The sequence below is a fragment of the Synechococcus sp. WH 5701 genome, assembly GCF_000153045.1.
Classification (GTDB): domain Bacteria; phylum Cyanobacteriota; class Cyanobacteriia; order PCC-6307; family Cyanobiaceae; genus Regnicoccus_A; species Regnicoccus_A antarcticus.
The window spans coordinates 311142-325415 of sequence record NZ_CH724160.1 but is presented as its reverse complement, the minus strand read 5'-3'; the positions used below and the strand labels follow the sequence as shown (position 1 = coordinate 325415).

Below are 14274 nucleotides of genomic sequence, written 5' to 3'. Positions count from 1 at the left end.
GGGAGACTCAATGTTGAGAGAGATTCGATGGATGCCTTGCCCGGAAGCCGTCAAAACAGATAACATCAATCCACCGATCCGATGACGGCGCCCTCAACGACCCAACAGAGTCTTGAACAGCTTGCCAACGGCGCTCAGCTTTGCCCATGGCACGGATGGCTGTTCCTGATCTGGACTGGCGGCACCTTCATCCACGGCCACACGACCCTGATGACCGGGTTGGCATTCCCTTTGGTCAACGCGCAGGAGCATCCCAATACCGTCACCATTGGCTCGTGATGGATATCAAATGTTCGCGATGCGATTGATTCCGAAGACGTTTCTTTTTCCTTCACAGCCGCCCTCGTTACCCCGGTGCTACAACCAAGCCAAACCAAGGCGGTGCGCTGGAGTTGGCTGGCGCGGCGTTCCTGATCATCAACGTCTGCGATGAGCCCTGTGAACTCCCCCTTCAAAGCCCCCCTTGCTCTGGCCCTACTGGTACTGGTGAGCCCCGGGCTGGTATCTCCAGCCCAGGCCTGGGGCCGATTCGGTGGTTTTGCAGGTGGTGGGTACCGCTTCGGCGGGGGCGTTGATGACTGGCGCCGCGGATACAACGGTTACCACCCCCTCTATGGCGCCGGAGCACGCCCCGCCTGGGGCAATCTCAACCGCAACATCGATGTCAATACCAATTTCTACAACCGGCCCTACAACGGCTGGCACCCCGGCTGGGCCAATGGGGGCTACTGGAGCAGAAGACCCTGGAATGCGGGCTGGTATCGATGGGCCCCAGCCACCTGGAGTTGGTGGGGGCCAAACGCCACGACCTGGGGGCTGGCAGGCCTGGCCACCGGCGCGGCCATCACAAGCCTGGTCAATACCGCTGCCATGCAGCAATCACCAGTGTTCGTGGTACCCCAGACCAGCTACCAGCTGAACTATGGCTCCGTGGAGGCGGTGGGAACCTATGGTGCAAGCTTCAGCTATCAGTTCAACGGCACTCCGCTGCTCGGTGCCGCCAACTGTCAGCAGGGCCTTCTGAACGGACAGGTTCCACAGACGGCCCAACAGGCTCAGCTGCTTAATGCCGTCTGCCAAGTGGCCTACGGCCCAGGTGTTTGAGGTCGCCGGACCCATTGAATACTTCGCGCAGGGGACCCATGACAGCGATGTTCAGCTTCATCACCACGATGGTCTTGGTTCTCATTCTGGGCCTGACAGCGTGCGGAACCAATGATTCAATCGCGATGGAGGACTACTGCAACGACAGCGGAGGCCAAGGGCTCGGAACATTCGCTTGTGATGATTATCACTCCAAGCAGGTGGGAATCGCTGAATCAATGGTCATTCTTGAGCCGGGTTGACTAACCCAGGACAACCCTGGATATCCTGTGCCTGAATCAGGCTATCTGATCTGACCAGCCTCCGTAAAGATCAGAGGCCGTACTTGGTGGCAGCCTGCTGCTTGCAGATTGTCTTGGCATTGCTGATGCTTACGCGTTGGTTCACCTGATTGACCACGCAACGACATGTGTACGTGGCCAGACCAGCTGGAGCTGGTTTACCAGAGAGGGCAACTTCAGCATTCACGGCATTGGTGCAGTAATGCATAATCAGATCGTCTTCCATGTTCTGCGCACTGGCTCCATAAGGGAAGCAGGCGAGTGTTCCGCAGCTGATAACTGCGATGGCCAGCAACCGTGCTGATGCCGTCATTGTTCAGATTGGAGACAGAATCCTTTAACCTACAGGCAATTGCGAGCCACGCTCCTCAGGCGATCGGCTCCACGGCTGGCGATGTGAGGTGTGGGCAGGCCCGTTTCCCTGGTTCGAGTACCACCTCAACCAGACGAACCATGCCCAAGCGAGATTCTGACGCCTCTGCCCTGGCATCGCTACTGGATGGCAGCAAAGCCGGGGAGTTGATCCCCGAGCTGGCCCGGCACGGTCTGCAGCAGCTGATCGAGCTGGAGGCTGCCGCCGTTCTGGGTGCCGACCTCCATGAGCGCAGTGAGGAGCGGCTCGGCTACCGCAACGGCTACCGGTCTCGCAGCCTCACCACCCAGGTGGGCGACATCGACCTGCTGATCCCCAAGTTGCGGGCCGGTAGCTTCCTGCCCTCGATCCTTGAGCCCCGCCGGCGGGTCGACCAGGCTCTCTACGCCGTGATCATGGAGGCCTACATCGGCGGCGTTTCCACCCGAAAGCTCGATGCCCTGGTGGGGGCGCTGGGCTCCCAGAGCGGCATCTCCAAGTCGCAGGTGAGCCGGATCTGCCAGGAGATCGACCAGCAGGTGCAGGCGTTCCTGAGCCGGCCGCTGCAGGAGTCTGGCTACGCCTACGTCTACCTGGATGCCACTTACCTCAAGGGCCGGCTCGGCAAGGCTCTGCAGGTCTGCTCTCGGGCCGTGGTCGTCGCCATGGGCGTCAATGTCGATGGCCGCCGGGAGTTGCTGGGCCTCAAGGTGGGCGACAGTGAGACTGAGGGCTTCTGGAGTGAGTTCCTTGCCTCGCTCATAGCCGCAGGCTTCTGCGAAGCAGTAGAGCGTGGCCTCACTGGGGTCAAACTGGTGATCTCCGACGCCCACGTGGGGCTCACCAAGGCGATCCGCAGGCAGCTGCAGGGTTGCGTCTGGCAGCGCTGTCGCGTTCATTTCGCCAGAAACCTGTTGCAGCGCGTCCCCATAGGCGCAGCCTTCTCCGCAGGAGTAGCCCACCAGGGCATGGTCACCGCTGCCCTGCGCAGTGTGTTCGCCCAGGAGAACGCCGGCGAGATCCTCAGCCGCTGGGATGACCTGGCCGCCTCGTTGATCGAGCGCTTTCCCAAAGCCGCTGAGCTGATGCACGAGGCCCGGGAGGACGTGCTGGCCTTCCGCCACTTCCCGCAGCAGCACTGGCGCAAGGTCTGGAGCACCAACCTGCTGGAGCGGGTGAATGAGGAGATCAAACGCCGCACCCGCGTCGTCGGCATCTTCCCCAACGATGCCGCCATCACCCGCCTGGTGGGCGCGGTGCTGCTGGAGCAGCACGAGCACTGGCAGCTGGAGGGCCGCCGCATGTTCTCCGCCGAGAGCATGGCCGCCATCACGGATCTGGAGGCACTCCCAGCCCTGCAGACCTCCAGCACCTGAGAAGGGCACACGCAGGCCCCAGGTGGTCGAGGTTGCAGCGCCCCCTCAGGGCGCAGCGGCCTCGATCGCCGCCTGGGGGCCGGTGCTGGAACCCCTGGGCTGCATAGAAGACTCCTGCCGCTCTCAACACATCCACGATTTGACGAAAGACTTGACAAGTCAATCGTCCCGATTCATCGTGGATCTACGAGGCGTACTTGCGCCTCCGGAATGACAGCCAGTCATTCCACCCTGTTTACCCTATAATCAGGGAATTCGGGCCTCGGCATTTACACCACGCAAAGGGACGCGGCCCAGGGTTATGGCTATTTCTTCCCGGTCAAGATAAAGAATGTTGAGCCAGCCTTTGCCTGTTGGGCCCTGGCTGACGATCGTGAAAGTTCATGGCATAGCTTCTCTCGTTTTGTGGCGAAGAGTCGGGATCCTGATAATCCTGGCCGACTGCTGGATTCGCTTCCGCCTGGGTAAGTCTTTGAAAGACTCGACGTGTTCGCGTGGACTCGGAGGGCAGTGAGCCGATCTGGAGTGAGCCCCGCTGTGGCTTCGGTCCGTATTACAACAACGTCCCCTGATGCTCCACCGGCTCCAGCTGCGCTGACTCGGCCCGCTCCTCCGCTTCGCTGGCCTCCACTTCCAGAACCTGCTCGATCACCCGGTCGGTGAGCGCATCGAAGTAGGCCGATAGGGTCTGCTGCAGCTCCAGGAATTCCGGCCAGAGCGTCTCGTTCACGAAAGGGCGGCTCAGTCGCGCCATCACTGTGGTGCGCCGCTGGCCGCGATACCGATAGGGCTGGATGCCGTAGCGCCGCATCAGGGCCACGAACAGGTGTCGCGACCACTGGTCGGACAGGGAAAAGCGGAACTCCACCGGTGGCTCCTCGGCAGCCAGTTCCCGCAGGCGGACCTGGATGCGTTCGCGGGCCCGCTCGGCCGCAACCCGCTCCCCGTCAGTGGCAGGCCTGGCGAACAGGGCCTCGATCCGCCGCAGCTTCGCCACCAGCTGCTCCTCCGGGCCCGCCGGGGGCGCTGCCACGGTGCGGGGAACAGACCTGAAGCCTCGGTTTGCACCTGGAGAGGTGGATCGCTCACGGCGGGCGATGGCGCTCGTTTCCCCGGCTCAAGGGTGCCAGCTTAGAAGTCTTTCCGATCGTTCGATCGGGGGGTCTCTTCCATCAATTGGCCTCCATTCACGGGATGGAATGGGGACCCACGGGGCACCCCCCACAACGGGCCTCTGTCTCCCCCGGCCCTCGGCCCCTAAAGCCCCTTGCGATCCAGCGCCTCGGCCAGCCGCGTCACCGCCGAGGCCAGCTGCGCCTGGGTGTCGGGGGGCGCCACCGCCTCCTCCTTGCGCTTGGAAGCTTCGATGGCGCGCACGATCAGGAACACCACGAAGGCGATCACCAGGAAGTTGATCAAGGCCACGAGCACCGCCCCGGCGGGCCAGGCCTGAATCGACTCCACCTGGGCGGCCTTGAGCGCGGGCTCCAGCAGGCTGGTCATTACCAAGCTCACCACCGCGTCGACCACCTTGCCGAAAGCGCCGCCGATCACCACCGCCACCGCCAGGTCCACCACATTGCCCTTGTTGATGAAGGCCTTGAAATCCGAGAGAAGGCCGGGGCGGCGTGAGGCCATGGCAGCGATAGTCAGACGAGACTGATGAAGCGTTATAGCCTTGATTTCCTCAGCCGAACATTGGTCTGAGCAACGGGCTCAGCGGAAAAACGAAGCCCGCCAGGGCTCCGGCCGCAGGCCACGGGGCAGGTAGAGCGGATGCATCGGGTGGCCATTGCGGCTCAGACGCAGGCAGTGCAGGCTGCAGAGGGAGGAGAGAACCGCGGTGGCGCGCCCCCGGTGAGCTCCGTTCACTCCCCAGGCGGCGACACGCAGGTCGGCCAGCCGGGCCGCGGTCCGCAGGTGCAGGTCGTTATCGGAACCGATGGGATCTGTGGCCGTTTTCAGGGCCGCGGGATGGGTGGCGCGAAGGGCGAACATGTTGGTCAGGCAGAGCCCGCCATAGCCCCAGTCCCTGGCGTAGGTGATGCAACGCCGCACGGTGGGATCGTCGTGGGCCTCATCGGCCGTGCTCGGATTCAGCCCGATGATCATCACCACACCCCGGCTGCCATCCCAGCGCCGCCAGAGCTCATAGCGGTAGAGGCGGCAGGGGCTGAGAACGGCGCTGCTCTCCATGGCGCCATCCTGGCGTTGGTTCCCCCATCCATCCGCCAGCTTCGCCGGTACCCCGTTCACGACTCCGCCCTCCCCCATGTCCCAGGCCATGGCCCCGCCGCCAGCCCCCATCCGCCATTCCCCCTGGTGGACCCGGGCCTTCCATGCCTTCAACCTGCTGGTGCTGCTGGTGATGGCCGGCAGTGGTCTGCAGATCTACAACGCCAATCCGGTCTTCGGCGGCCGGGAGGGCGCCACGGTTCCGGAGCTGTTCACCCTCGGCGGCTGGCTGGCCGGCGGACGCGACTGGCACTTCGGCTTCATGGGGCTTTATGCCCTCAACCTCGGCCTTTGGATGGCCCTGCTGCTCACTCGGCGGCGCCGGCGGCTGGCGGAGACCGGTGATCTGAGCACCATCAGGGCCAGTGCCCACGCGCCCAGGCGCCGGCTGGCCAGCCACCGGCTGGTCTACACCCTGATGCTGATCCTGCTGGGCTTCAGCCTGATCACCGGCCTGGCGATGTATAAGCCGGCTCAGTTCTGGTGGCTCTCGGGTCTGTTCTCGTTCGGTGAGGCCTTTGGTGTCACCGCCTGGCAGACCCTGCGGGTGTGCCACTTCGCCACGATCCCCGCCATCGCTCTGCTGTTGATCGCACACGTGCTGCTGTCGTGGCGAATAGGCGGGTTGCGATTGCTGCGCTCGATGTTCACCTGAGCCTTGCCATGACCCGCTCCCCGGATCCCTCGCCCCAGTTCTCCCGCCGCCGGCTGCTGGGCCTGGGGGTGTCGGGCGGCTCGAGCCTGCTGCTCGGTGGCTGCGCCCTCAACGGCCTCAGCGAGCAGGTGGGGCAGGCCAGCGAGCCCCTCAATCAGCGCCTCGAAGTTCTGCTCCAGGGCCGCGGCCCGGTGCCGGAGTTCCGGCCCGATCAGGTGGACCCGGCGGCTCTGCTGATCAATAGCTTCAACGGCACGCCCCGCCTCGATCCGGCCAGCTACCGGCTGCGGGTGGAGGGTCTGGTCAGCCGGCCGCTCCAGCTCGATCTGACGGCCCTCTCGGCCCTGCCGCAGTACGGCGTGGTCATGCGCCACGTCTGTGTGGAGGGCTGGGCGGCGATCGTGGCCTGGTCGGGCGTGCGCCTGGCCGATGTGCTCACCCTGGCTGAGATCTCGCCCCTGGGCGGCTATGTGGAGATCGAGTCGGCCGATCAGTACTTCGAAAGCTGGGACCGGGCCTCCGCCATGCACCCCCAGACCCTCCTGGCCACGGCCATGAACGGGGCGCCCCTGCCAGTGGCCAATGGGGCCCCCGTGCGCCTCGCCACCCCAATCAAGCTGGGCTACAAGCTCAGCAAGTGGGTCACGCGCCTGCGGGTGGTTTCAGATCTGGGTGTACGCCGTGGCACCTGGGAAGACCAGGGCTACGAATGGTTCGCGGGCCTCTGAATTCGGCACTCAGACCGAAGATGCTGGGACCTCCATCTGAATGGCCTCTGGTCTCCTGGGGGATTCACTGCTGTGCTGAACGGACCTGCAAGGGTCGCCATCCAGTCGTTGTACCAATCAGGAGTTGGATTCATGCCGTCGAATGACCCCTCCCTGCTTCAACCCAACGCGGAGCAGGGCGGCCCCCTTCCCCTGCGTATCGCTCTGATCGTGGTGGGCCTCACCTACACCTTCGGGCTCTACCCCCTCACCGTGCTCTGGCCCGATGGCTTCATGTGGATGCCCCGCCAGGCGGAATACGAGCAGATGATCCTGGCCACCTTCGCGGTGCTGGGTGTGTTTCTGCTGCTGGCCTCGCGGCAGCCTGCGCAGCACCGCAGCCTGATCGCTTTTGCGGCCTGGTCGAGCCTCGTCCATGGATTGGTGATGCTTGTGCAGGCCCTCGTCGATCCGTCGGAGCGGGCCAACATGCTCGGTGACATCCCAGCCTTGGTTGTGGTGGGCATCGTTTTGCTGCTGCTGAACCGGCCCTCCCGGCTCAGCCCCCAGGAGTCCTGACCAGTCCTGCCAGTGTTGGGCTCCTCGGGTGCCCTTGGTTTGGATCTCTCCCCCTGGCTTGAGCCGCTCTTGCCGGCTCTGCGCTCTCCCGCCGGGGCGGTGGCCTTCGTTCCGCTCTATGCCCTCTGGGTGACCCTGCTGCTGCCGGGGGTCTGGGCCTCGATGCTGGCCGGGGCGCTCTACGGCACGCTCTGGGGCAGCGTGGTCGTGTTCACCGGTGGATCGCTCGGGGCCCTCGTCGTCTTCCTGCTGGGACGCCACTGGCTGCGCGGCTGGAGCCGCCGCCGCCTTCGGTCCTTCCCGAAGCTGCTGGCGATCGAGCGGGCCGTTAGCCAGGAGGGCCTGAAGCTGGTCTTGCTCACAAGGCTCTCGCCGGCCTTCCCCTTCAGCCTGCTCAACCTCGCCTATGGCCTCAGCGAGGTGAGCCTGCGCGACTACGTGATCGGGCTGATCGCGATCCTGCCGGGCACAGTGCTGTTCTGCGCCCTCGGGGAGCTGGCGGGGGATGTGGCCCGCTTCGGTGAGGTGCTGCATGGTGAGGCCGATGCCGGCACCTGGGCACTGCGACTGGTCGGCGTGCTGGCCACCGTGGCTTCCGTATGGGTGGCGGGACGGGCGGCGCGGCGGGCGCTACCCCCTCCCGATGGCCAGTGACTCAGTCCCTCAGAGGGTGGCGTACTCCATTGGATCGGCGTAGGTGCTGGCCAGATAGGCAGCCCCATTGCCGTTGTTGAGCACGGCGCCGAAGTCGAGGAATTCCACCGAGTTGGAATCGAACTCGGCGCTCACCCCCAGCAGCAGCCGGCCAGTGGGGCTCTGGGCGGCACGGATCACCTCCAGCCCCTCAGGACTGCGGCTCACCTGCTGATAGGTGACGAAGTCCACATCATTGACGTCCGTGATGTCGTACACCACCAGTAGGCCGCCCTGGGTGACCGGATCGATGGCGACACCCGTTTTATCGCCAGCCGTGGTGCGCTCCATGGAACCCACGGCATAGCGGCGGCCCTCATACTCGAGCACAACCACCGATTCCGGCTCCACTCCCTTGTCGTCGCTGCGGCCGTCGTCATAGATGCCGGCGAACTGGGCGATGTTCTGCAGGCTGGTGTTGTAGTCCTTGCCCTCGATGGTGTCGGCCATCCAGCTGTCCCAGACCAGCTCACCGGTGAGGCCGTCGAACAGGCTGAGGCTGCGGGAGCCGAAGCTCACCGGCGTGCCGGTGCGGGTTGATGGCGAGTCAGGGGCAGGTTCAAACTCAAGATCATTACTCGGGTCCCCATCGGCAAGCTTGTCGCTGAGCACGAGGCCTTGTGTCCTAAGGGCATCGTTCTCAGCATTCTCAACAATCAGCTTGTAGCGGTCGGGTACGGACTCATAATTGAGAGCGCTTGCCCCACCGGAGCCGTTGCGTCGCTCATCGAGATAGCCGTCGTACTCCCGCGCATCGCCCTCATTGGCAGTGATGAAATAAACGTTGCTGCCCTGCTCCCAGGCAGCGATGCCGTCGGCCATGCGAAGGCCCACCACCTTCTGGCCCTCGAGGGGGTCGAAAATGGCGCTATAGCTCAGATCATTTGCTGGCGGACCATCCCGGTCGTCCAGATCGACCGAAACCTGGCTGTAATCCACCCAGCCGAGGCCGATGTAGGCCTCCACCTGGTTGGTGGCCAGATCGATCCGGGCCACCGTGTTGCTTTCCTGAAGGGTCACGAACAGGTAACCGCCGGCGGCCGATACGTATTCGGGCTCAGCGTCCTGGCCGAAGCTGCTCGTGACGCCGGTCTTGCCACTGAAGCGGATGCCGCTTCCCAACAGGTCCACGCCGCTGGCATTGAGATCGGGGAAGATGATTTCGTCTTCCTCGAAGCTGATGTTGCCGCCCTGGCCCGAGAGATTGATGATGGACACACTGCCGACTGGATCAGCACTGAAATCAGAGTTGGGTTGGCCCTCATTGGCAATGAACAGCTGGCGGCCATCTGCGCTGAAGCGCATGCCATCGGTGAGGAAGCCGGTGCTCACCACAGCCACTTTGGAGAGCTTTCCCGAAGGATTGAGCTTGTAGAAGCGGATCTGGCTCTCCGGTGTGTCGATGTCAGGGTCCTCGTAGTTCTCCGGTGTGGCGGCGATCGCGATCAGGTTGCCGAAGCTGGCCACCGATGTAGTGAAGAACCCGCTCAGGTCGAGTTGCTGGACGAATTGAGGGTTTGAGGGATCTTTCCAGGTGGTGAGGGTGACGAGATTGCTGCCCCCGCTGGAGATCGTGTAGAGCTTGTTGCCGATGTATAGAGATGCACTGATTTCCGCCACCAAGCCATCCTCGCCGGGTGTTGCGTCGATGGCGTAAGGGGTGAGGTCGATGCGGCCGAGAAGAGGATCAGCTGGTGCCTCCTGGGGCGGAGGTGCGATCGGCTTCCCTTTGCCCGCGCTGCCGTTGCCACGCCCGGGCTTCAGTGGTCCCTGCGAAGGAGAAGGAAAAGGAGCAGCCATGGATGCGGTGTCGGGCACCTGAATGTCTCACCATCTCTCCGATGGGATGTTACGGACTGGTAAAGATGAGCTTATGATGGGCTCAAGATTGATCTGAATTGGTGCAGCTCTGACCTGCATGGCCTGCACCACTGATGGCATCATCAAGGGCCTGAACCTCGTGGAGTCTGGCTCGCTCATTCACCTTATTGCTGCTCAGGACTCCCTGCTCTGAAAACAATGCCAAGGCGGCTATTCATCCAGTTCTGATCAAAAGCAGCGATCACATTCACCGAGCGCTCCTCGGCGCTAGGGGTGCTTTATTATTTCCGCCATCCGCAGTGGCTGGCGATCAACATGCGCCAGTCCAAGTGAAGCCAGGCCACAGGACTGCTGCGATCGGAAACTCCGCGGGACGATCGGAACCGGTGGCAGCACCAGCCGCCGCCTGCGCGAGGATGAAGGCAGCTCAACCCTGGCCGTGCCAGCTCGCCCCGTGACTTCAGGACCTTCCGGTGGTTTCGCGGCATTGGGCACGGCTCTGTCTCTGGCGACGGCACTGCCTCATCAGCCTCTGGTGGCTGCCTCTCCCGCCATCGGCCCCACGCCGGCGCTGGCCACCCTTTTTCAGGCCCTCTGTAGTGGCAGCCCCTGCACCATTGTTTTGGATGAGCGCGGGATCGCCGGGCCGGCTGGCTTCATCCCAGCCGCAAGCATCAGCCGCTGGGTCACCACTGGAGCGGGGGGAGATCCCCCGGGCCTGGGGGAAGTGGTCGGCGCCAGCACCATGAACACGATGAAATCGGCGGCGGCTTTTGTGGTGCCGATTTACGTCAGCGCACCGCTGGGTCTGCTCGGTGGGCTGCTGCGCGGGGCAGGCTCCAAGCGCGACGGGGAGGATGGACCACGTCGCTTCCTGGTGGTGGGCCAGGGCCGTGACGGGCGGACCATCGAGCACCAGTTCGAGTTCGTAAACCAGAAGCCGGCCCGTCAGGTGCGCATCGCCTTGGCGATGGTGAGCGGGCTGGCCATGGGCGAAACCCGCCGACCGGTGGATGAGCCGTTGCCGTTGGCAGGGAGTGCCGCTTCCCCCAGCGATGGCGGCGACTGGCAGGCCTATCTGCAGGACCGCGGTCTGGTGGAGTGGGCCGCCAGCAACCCTCAGCTGGCGGAGGCGCTGAAGCAACGGCTGTTTCCAGCCCCCTGATCGTTTTGTCCCAATCCCTGCGGGTGGCCCCAGCTAGGCGGTCCCCTCCAGCTCCTCCAGCAGCGCCCGCAGGCCCTCCTCATCGAGCACGGCCACCCCGAGGGCCTCCGCCTTGGTCAGCTTGCTTCCGGCTTCGGCGCCGGCCACCACGTAGCTGGTCTTCTTGCTCACTGAGCCGCTCACCTTGCCGCCGGCGGCCTCGATCAGGGCCTGGGCCTGGCTGCGACTGAGGCTGGGCAGGGTGCCGGTGAGCACGAACGTCTGGCCGCTCAGGTGCCCGGCCCCGCCAGGGCCGCCGCCCTCTCCCTCAACCCCTTGCTCCCTCTCGGCGGCCGCTAGGGGAATCCCCAGCGCCTGCAGCTCGGCCAGCAGCGCGCCGTTGGCCGCTGTGGCGAACCACTGGCGCAGAGATTCGGCGATCTCCCCGCCGATGCCGAACACCGCCGTGATCACCTCCGGCTGCTCCGCCGCGGCCATGCCCAGGGTTTCAGCCGAAGGGAAGGCCCGCGCCAGTGCCTTGGCGTTCACAGCTCCCACGTGGTGGATGCCCAGGCCATAGAGCTGCCGGTGCCAGGGTTGCTGCTTCGAGGCCTCCAGGGCCTCCACCAGATTTGCCGCCGAGGTCTCCCCCATCCGCTCCAGGCTGGCCAGTAGGGCCGCATCGAGGCGGTACAGATCGGCGATCGAGCGCACCAGGCCCCGGTCCACCAGCTGCTCCACCAGCTTGGCCCCCAGTCCATCCACATCCATGGCTCCCTTGCTCACCCAGTGGCGCAGGGCGCCGCGCAGGATTGCCGGGCAGCTGCTGTTCACGCAGCGGGTGGCCGCTTCACCCTCCTCGCGCACCAGCGCCGAGCCGCATTCCGGGCAGCTGCTGGGCAGTTGCAGCGGCGCGGCTCCCGGCGGCCGCAGTTCGGCCAGCACCCGCACCACTTCGGGGATGATCTCGCCGGCCTTGCGCACCACGATCGTGTCGCCGGCGTGCAGGTCCAGCTCGGCCAGCCGGTCGGCGTTGTGGAGGGTGGCCCGGCTGACACTGGTGCCGGCCAGTGGCACCGGCTCGAACTCGGCCACCGGGGTGACCACCCCGGTGCGGCCCACCTGGGCCACCAGGCGCAGCAGCCGGCTGGGGGCCTCCTCGGCGGCGTACTTGAGGGCGATCGCCCAGCGCGGTGCCTTCTGGGTGAAGCCTGCATCGGCCTGCAGACGCAGGTCGTCGAGCTTCACCACCACGCCATCGGTGGCATAGGGGAGGTCACGCCGCTTGTGCTCCCAGGCAGCGAAGAAGGCCTCCACGGCGGCCAGATCCGGGCAGAGGGCCGCATTCGGGTTGACCCGGAAGCCGGCGGCCGCCAGCCAGCGCAGGCTCTCCCACTGGCTGCGCGGTCTCCCTGGATCGCCGCTGCCCGGAGCGGGCCGCCAGTCGTCCGGCAGGTGCAGGGTGTAGGCGAAGAAATCGAGGCGCCGCGCCGCCACCACCTGGGGATCGAGCTGACGCAGGGTGCCGGCGCAGGCGTTGCGCGGGTTGGCGAACAGGGGCTCGCCCCGCCCGGCGCGCTCCGCGTTGATCTCCGCGAAGGTGCCATCGGGGATCAGGGCTTCACCGCGCACCTCCACCCACTCCGGAGGATCCTCCAGCAGCAGGCGCAGCGGCACGCTCTGGATCGTGCGCACGTTGGCGGTGATCTCCTCGCCGGATTCCCCGTCGCCCCGGGTGGCGGCCCGCACCAGAAGACCGTGCTCATAGCTGAGGGCCAGGGCGTTCCCGTCGATCTTGAGCTCACCCACCATCGGCAGGGCCGGCAGGGCTTCCCCGGGCGGGGCGCTGCGGTCGAGCACCTTGAGCAGGCGGCCGTACCAGGCCTCCAGCTCCTCGATCGAGAAGGCGTTCTCGAGGCTGAGCAGACCGATGCGGTGCCGCACCGCCTGAAACCCTTCCGCCGGCGAACCCCCCACCCGCCGGGTGGGGCTGTCGGGACTGATCAGCTCCGGGTGCAGCCGCTCCAGCTGCTCCAGCTCCCGGTAGAGACGGTCGTAGACCGCGTCCTCCATCTCGGGGGAGTCGAGCACGTAGTAGGCGTGGGCGGCGCGGTTCAACAGCCGCCGCAGCTCCTCGGCGAGGGCCCGCACCGTTGCTCAGGCCGCGGCCAGTTTCTGGATCCGCTCCACCCGCCAGGCGTCTTCCACCTTCACGAAGGTGAAATCCAGGGGCAACTCGTCCTTCGCTTCCGATTTGAGCTTCACGGTGAGAATGATCTGGCCCTCCTGCAGCCGCGGCCGGCCCGATTTGAGGTTGCGGTACTTGTTGAGCTGCAGCCCCGCCAGGAAGCGGATGAACTGCTGCCGGTTCACGTGCGAGCGGTAGTTCTTGGTGGTGAGCAGATAGGCGCCGTCGATCTGGCCGGAGGCCACCTGAGTGAAGAACTGCTTGAGCAGCGGGTTGATGCCGCGGGCGCTGATCACCAGGCGCACGGCGGTGTACGTCCAGTAGAGGAGCAGAGCCCCAGCTCCGGCCAGCAGGGCCTTGGTGCCGATCGTTTGGGCCAGACCCCAGTCCATCGTCTGCATGCGCGCGTTCAGGTTTCAGAGTCTGACCGACGGCCCCGCCACCCCGGGATCGAACCCTTCACACTGGGTGAACGGTTGATCCACCCGTCTGCGGCATGCCTCTGGAGCCACTGCTGCCCTTGTTCCATCGCCTCGACCGGGAACACTTCGGCGGCGCCCTGGCACCGGGCGGCCGGCCCCTCCTGGATTTGCGCTGGAGCGACGGACGCATGAGCCGCACGGCCGGCCTCTACCGCCGCGGGCGCCGACGTGATGGCTCGGCCCTTTGTGAAATCGTTCTCTCGCGGCCAGTCCTGGCCCCCCTGCCCACCAACGCCACACTGGGCACCCTCTGCCACGAGATGATCCACGCCTGGATCGACCGTGTGCTGCAGGCCCGGGAGGTGCACGGCCCCCATTTCCGTGCTGCCATGGCCCGGATCAACGCCGTCCAGGGGGAGTTCGAGGTGAGCCTGCGTCACCACTACCCCCTGCCGCTGGTGTCGGCCCCCTGGATTGCCCGCTGCCCCTGCTGTGGCGTCAGCGCGGCCTACCGCCGGCGGGTACGGGGTCTGGCCTGCCGGCTCTGCTGCGAGCGGCTGCATGGCGGCCGCTGGGATGCCAGCTGTGCCCTGGTGTTCGAAGCGCGTGCGGCTTAGGGTTCCGCCAACCGGCCGGTGCCTGTGGAACTGTTTCTGTGGGTGCTGCAGGGAGGGGGTGTCTCGATCACCTTGCTGGGTCTGGGGCGAGAACGCTGGA

Annotated in this window: 17 protein-coding genes; 10 read left to right on the top strand and 7 right to left on the bottom strand. The window is 65.3% G+C overall.

The window, feature by feature from the left end; translation table 11 throughout:
- The first annotated feature begins 81 nt into the window (after positions 1 to 81).
- The 3 genes from WH5701_RS11705 to WH5701_RS11695 all read left to right on the top strand — a co-directional run bounded on the left by WH5701_RS11705 (position 82) and on the right by WH5701_RS11695 (position 1346).
- Positions 82 to 279 carry a hypothetical protein gene (locus tag WH5701_RS11705; protein ID WP_006172601.1) on the top strand — a complete coding sequence of 66 codons (198 nt, stop codon included), beginning with the start codon at positions 82 to 84 and terminating at the stop codon, positions 277 to 279.
- Between the two features lie 150 nt (positions 280 to 429).
- Positions 430 to 1104 carry a hypothetical protein gene (locus WH5701_RS15800; protein WP_006172600.1) on the top strand — a complete coding sequence of 225 codons (675 nt, stop codon included), beginning with the start codon at positions 430 to 432 and terminating at the stop codon, positions 1102 to 1104.
- A gap of 38 nt (positions 1105 to 1142) precedes the next feature.
- Entirely contained in the window at positions 1143 to 1346 is a 204-nt protein-coding gene (locus WH5701_RS11695; protein ID WP_037981036.1) for a hypothetical protein, read from the top strand.
- A gap of 70 nt (positions 1347 to 1416) precedes the next feature.
- Here WH5701_RS11695 and WH5701_RS17705 read toward each other — a convergent pair whose 3' ends face one another.
- Complete coding sequence (locus WH5701_RS17705) at positions 1417 to 1680, bottom strand: hypothetical protein (protein ID WP_156776734.1); 264 nt, start codon at positions 1678 to 1680, stop codon at positions 1417 to 1419.
- A 158-nt stretch (positions 1681 to 1838) separates the two neighbouring features.
- Here WH5701_RS17705 and WH5701_RS11690 point away from each other — a divergent pair, with 158 nt between their 5' ends.
- Positions 1839 to 3113 carry an IS256 family transposase gene (locus WH5701_RS11690; protein ID WP_006172598.1) on the top strand — a complete coding sequence of 425 codons (1275 nt, stop codon included), beginning with the start codon at positions 1839 to 1841 and terminating at the stop codon, positions 3111 to 3113.
- Between the two features lie 553 nt (positions 3114 to 3666).
- On the opposite strand, the gene WH5701_RS11685 is transcribed toward WH5701_RS11690, so the two are convergent.
- The 3 genes from WH5701_RS11685 to WH5701_RS11675 form a co-directional block, all read right to left on the bottom strand.
- The gene (locus tag WH5701_RS11685) at positions 3667 to 4146 is read right to left on the bottom strand and encodes a hypothetical protein (protein ID WP_006172597.1); all 480 of its coding nucleotides are present in this window, start codon (positions 4144 to 4146) and stop codon (positions 3667 to 3669) included.
- 224 nt (positions 4147 to 4370) lie between these two features.
- A complete protein-coding gene (gene mscL, locus WH5701_RS11680) occupies positions 4371 to 4751 on the bottom strand; it encodes a large conductance mechanosensitive channel protein MscL (protein WP_006172596.1) in 381 nt (126 codons plus the stop codon).
- A 78-nt stretch (positions 4752 to 4829) separates the two neighbouring features.
- Complete coding sequence (locus tag WH5701_RS11675) at positions 4830 to 5309, bottom strand: DUF1643 domain-containing protein (RefSeq protein ID WP_037981329.1); 480 nt, start codon at positions 5307 to 5309, stop codon at positions 4830 to 4832.
- Here WH5701_RS11675 and WH5701_RS11670 point away from each other — a divergent pair.
- From WH5701_RS11670 to WH5701_RS11655, 4 genes are all read left to right on the top strand, one after another.
- Positions 5308 to 6003 carry a cytochrome b/b6 domain-containing protein gene (locus WH5701_RS11670; protein ID WP_232201881.1) on the top strand — a complete coding sequence of 232 codons (696 nt, stop codon included), beginning with the start codon at positions 5308 to 5310 and terminating at the stop codon, positions 6001 to 6003. The two genes, WH5701_RS11675 and WH5701_RS11670, sit on opposite strands and share 2 nt — an antisense overlap.
- 8 nt (positions 6004 to 6011) lie before the next feature.
- Positions 6012 to 6731, top strand: coding sequence for a molybdopterin-dependent oxidoreductase (locus WH5701_RS11665; RefSeq protein ID WP_006172593.1), 720 nt, complete (start codon positions 6012 to 6014; stop codon positions 6729 to 6731).
- 132 nt (positions 6732 to 6863) lie between these two features.
- Complete coding sequence (locus WH5701_RS11660) at positions 6864 to 7289, top strand: DUF6632 domain-containing protein (protein WP_006172592.1); 426 nt, start codon at positions 6864 to 6866, stop codon at positions 7287 to 7289.
- Positions 7290 to 7328: 39 nt separating this feature from the next.
- Positions 7329 to 7943 (top strand): TVP38/TMEM64 family protein, encoded by a 615-nt coding sequence (locus WH5701_RS11655; protein WP_156776733.1) that lies wholly within the window; start codon positions 7329 to 7331, stop codon positions 7941 to 7943.
- Positions 7944 to 7952: 9 nt separating this feature from the next.
- Here WH5701_RS11655 and WH5701_RS11650 read toward each other — a convergent pair whose 3' ends face one another.
- Positions 7953 to 9782 (bottom strand): hypothetical protein, encoded by a 1830-nt coding sequence (locus WH5701_RS11650; RefSeq protein ID WP_006172590.1) that lies wholly within the window; start codon positions 9780 to 9782, stop codon positions 7953 to 7955.
- 556 nt (positions 9783 to 10338) lie between these two features.
- On the opposite strand from WH5701_RS11650, the gene WH5701_RS11645 reads away from it, so the two are divergent.
- Positions 10339 to 10968, top strand: a complete 630-nt coding sequence (locus tag WH5701_RS11645) for a hypothetical protein (protein WP_156776731.1) — start codon at positions 10339 to 10341, stop codon at positions 10966 to 10968.
- A gap of 33 nt (positions 10969 to 11001) precedes the next feature.
- Here WH5701_RS11645 and ligA read toward each other — a convergent pair whose 3' ends face one another.
- Both ligA and WH5701_RS11635 read right to left on the bottom strand, forming a co-directional pair.
- Entirely contained in the window at positions 11002 to 13098 is a 2097-nt protein-coding gene (gene ligA / locus WH5701_RS11640) for an NAD-dependent DNA ligase LigA (protein WP_006172587.1), read from the bottom strand.
- Between the two features lie 6 nt (positions 13099 to 13104).
- Complete coding sequence (locus WH5701_RS11635; protein ID WP_037981326.1) at positions 13105 to 13527, bottom strand: hypothetical protein; 423 nt, start codon at positions 13525 to 13527, stop codon at positions 13105 to 13107.
- A gap of 104 nt (positions 13528 to 13631) precedes the next feature.
- Here WH5701_RS11635 and WH5701_RS11630 point away from each other — a divergent pair, with 104 nt between their 5' ends.
- Complete coding sequence (locus WH5701_RS11630; protein ID WP_006172585.1) at positions 13632 to 14174, top strand: SprT family zinc-dependent metalloprotease; 543 nt, start codon at positions 13632 to 13634, stop codon at positions 14172 to 14174.
- Positions 14175 to 14274: the final 100 nt, after the last annotated feature.

Coding starts and splice junctions, on each gene's coding strand:
- WH5701_RS11705 (WP_006172601.1), top strand. CDS start 82: ATGACGGCGCCCTCAACGACCCAACAGAGTCTTGAACAGCTTGCCAAC.
- WH5701_RS15800 (WP_006172600.1), top strand. CDS start 430: ATGAGCCCTGTGAACTCCCCCTTCAAAGCCCCCCTTGCTCTGGCCCTA.
- WH5701_RS11695 (WP_037981036.1), top strand. CDS start 1,143: ATGACAGCGATGTTCAGCTTCATCACCACGATGGTCTTGGTTCTCATT.
- WH5701_RS11690 (WP_006172598.1), top strand. CDS start 1,839: ATGCCCAAGCGAGATTCTGACGCCTCTGCCCTGGCATCGCTACTGGAT.
- mscL (WP_006172596.1), bottom strand. CDS start 4,751: ATGGCCTCACGCCGCCCCGGCCTTCTCTCGGATTTCAAGGCCTTCATC.
- WH5701_RS11670 (WP_232201881.1), top strand. CDS start 5,308: ATGGCGCCATCCTGGCGTTGGTTCCCCCATCCATCCGCCAGCTTCGCC.
- WH5701_RS11675 (WP_037981329.1), bottom strand. CDS start 5,309: ATGGAGAGCAGCGCCGTTCTCAGCCCCTGCCGCCTCTACCGCTATGAG.
- WH5701_RS11665 (WP_006172593.1), top strand. CDS start 6,012: ATGACCCGCTCCCCGGATCCCTCGCCCCAGTTCTCCCGCCGCCGGCTG.
- WH5701_RS11660 (WP_006172592.1), top strand. CDS start 6,864: ATGCCGTCGAATGACCCCTCCCTGCTTCAACCCAACGCGGAGCAGGGC.
- WH5701_RS11650 (WP_006172590.1), bottom strand. CDS start 9,782: ATGGCTGCTCCTTTTCCTTCTCCTTCGCAGGGACCACTGAAGCCCGGG.
- WH5701_RS11635 (WP_037981326.1), bottom strand. CDS start 13,527: ATGGACTGGGGTCTGGCCCAAACGATCGGCACCAAGGCCCTGCTGGCC.
- WH5701_RS11630 (WP_006172585.1), top strand. CDS start 13,632: ATGCCTCTGGAGCCACTGCTGCCCTTGTTCCATCGCCTCGACCGGGAA.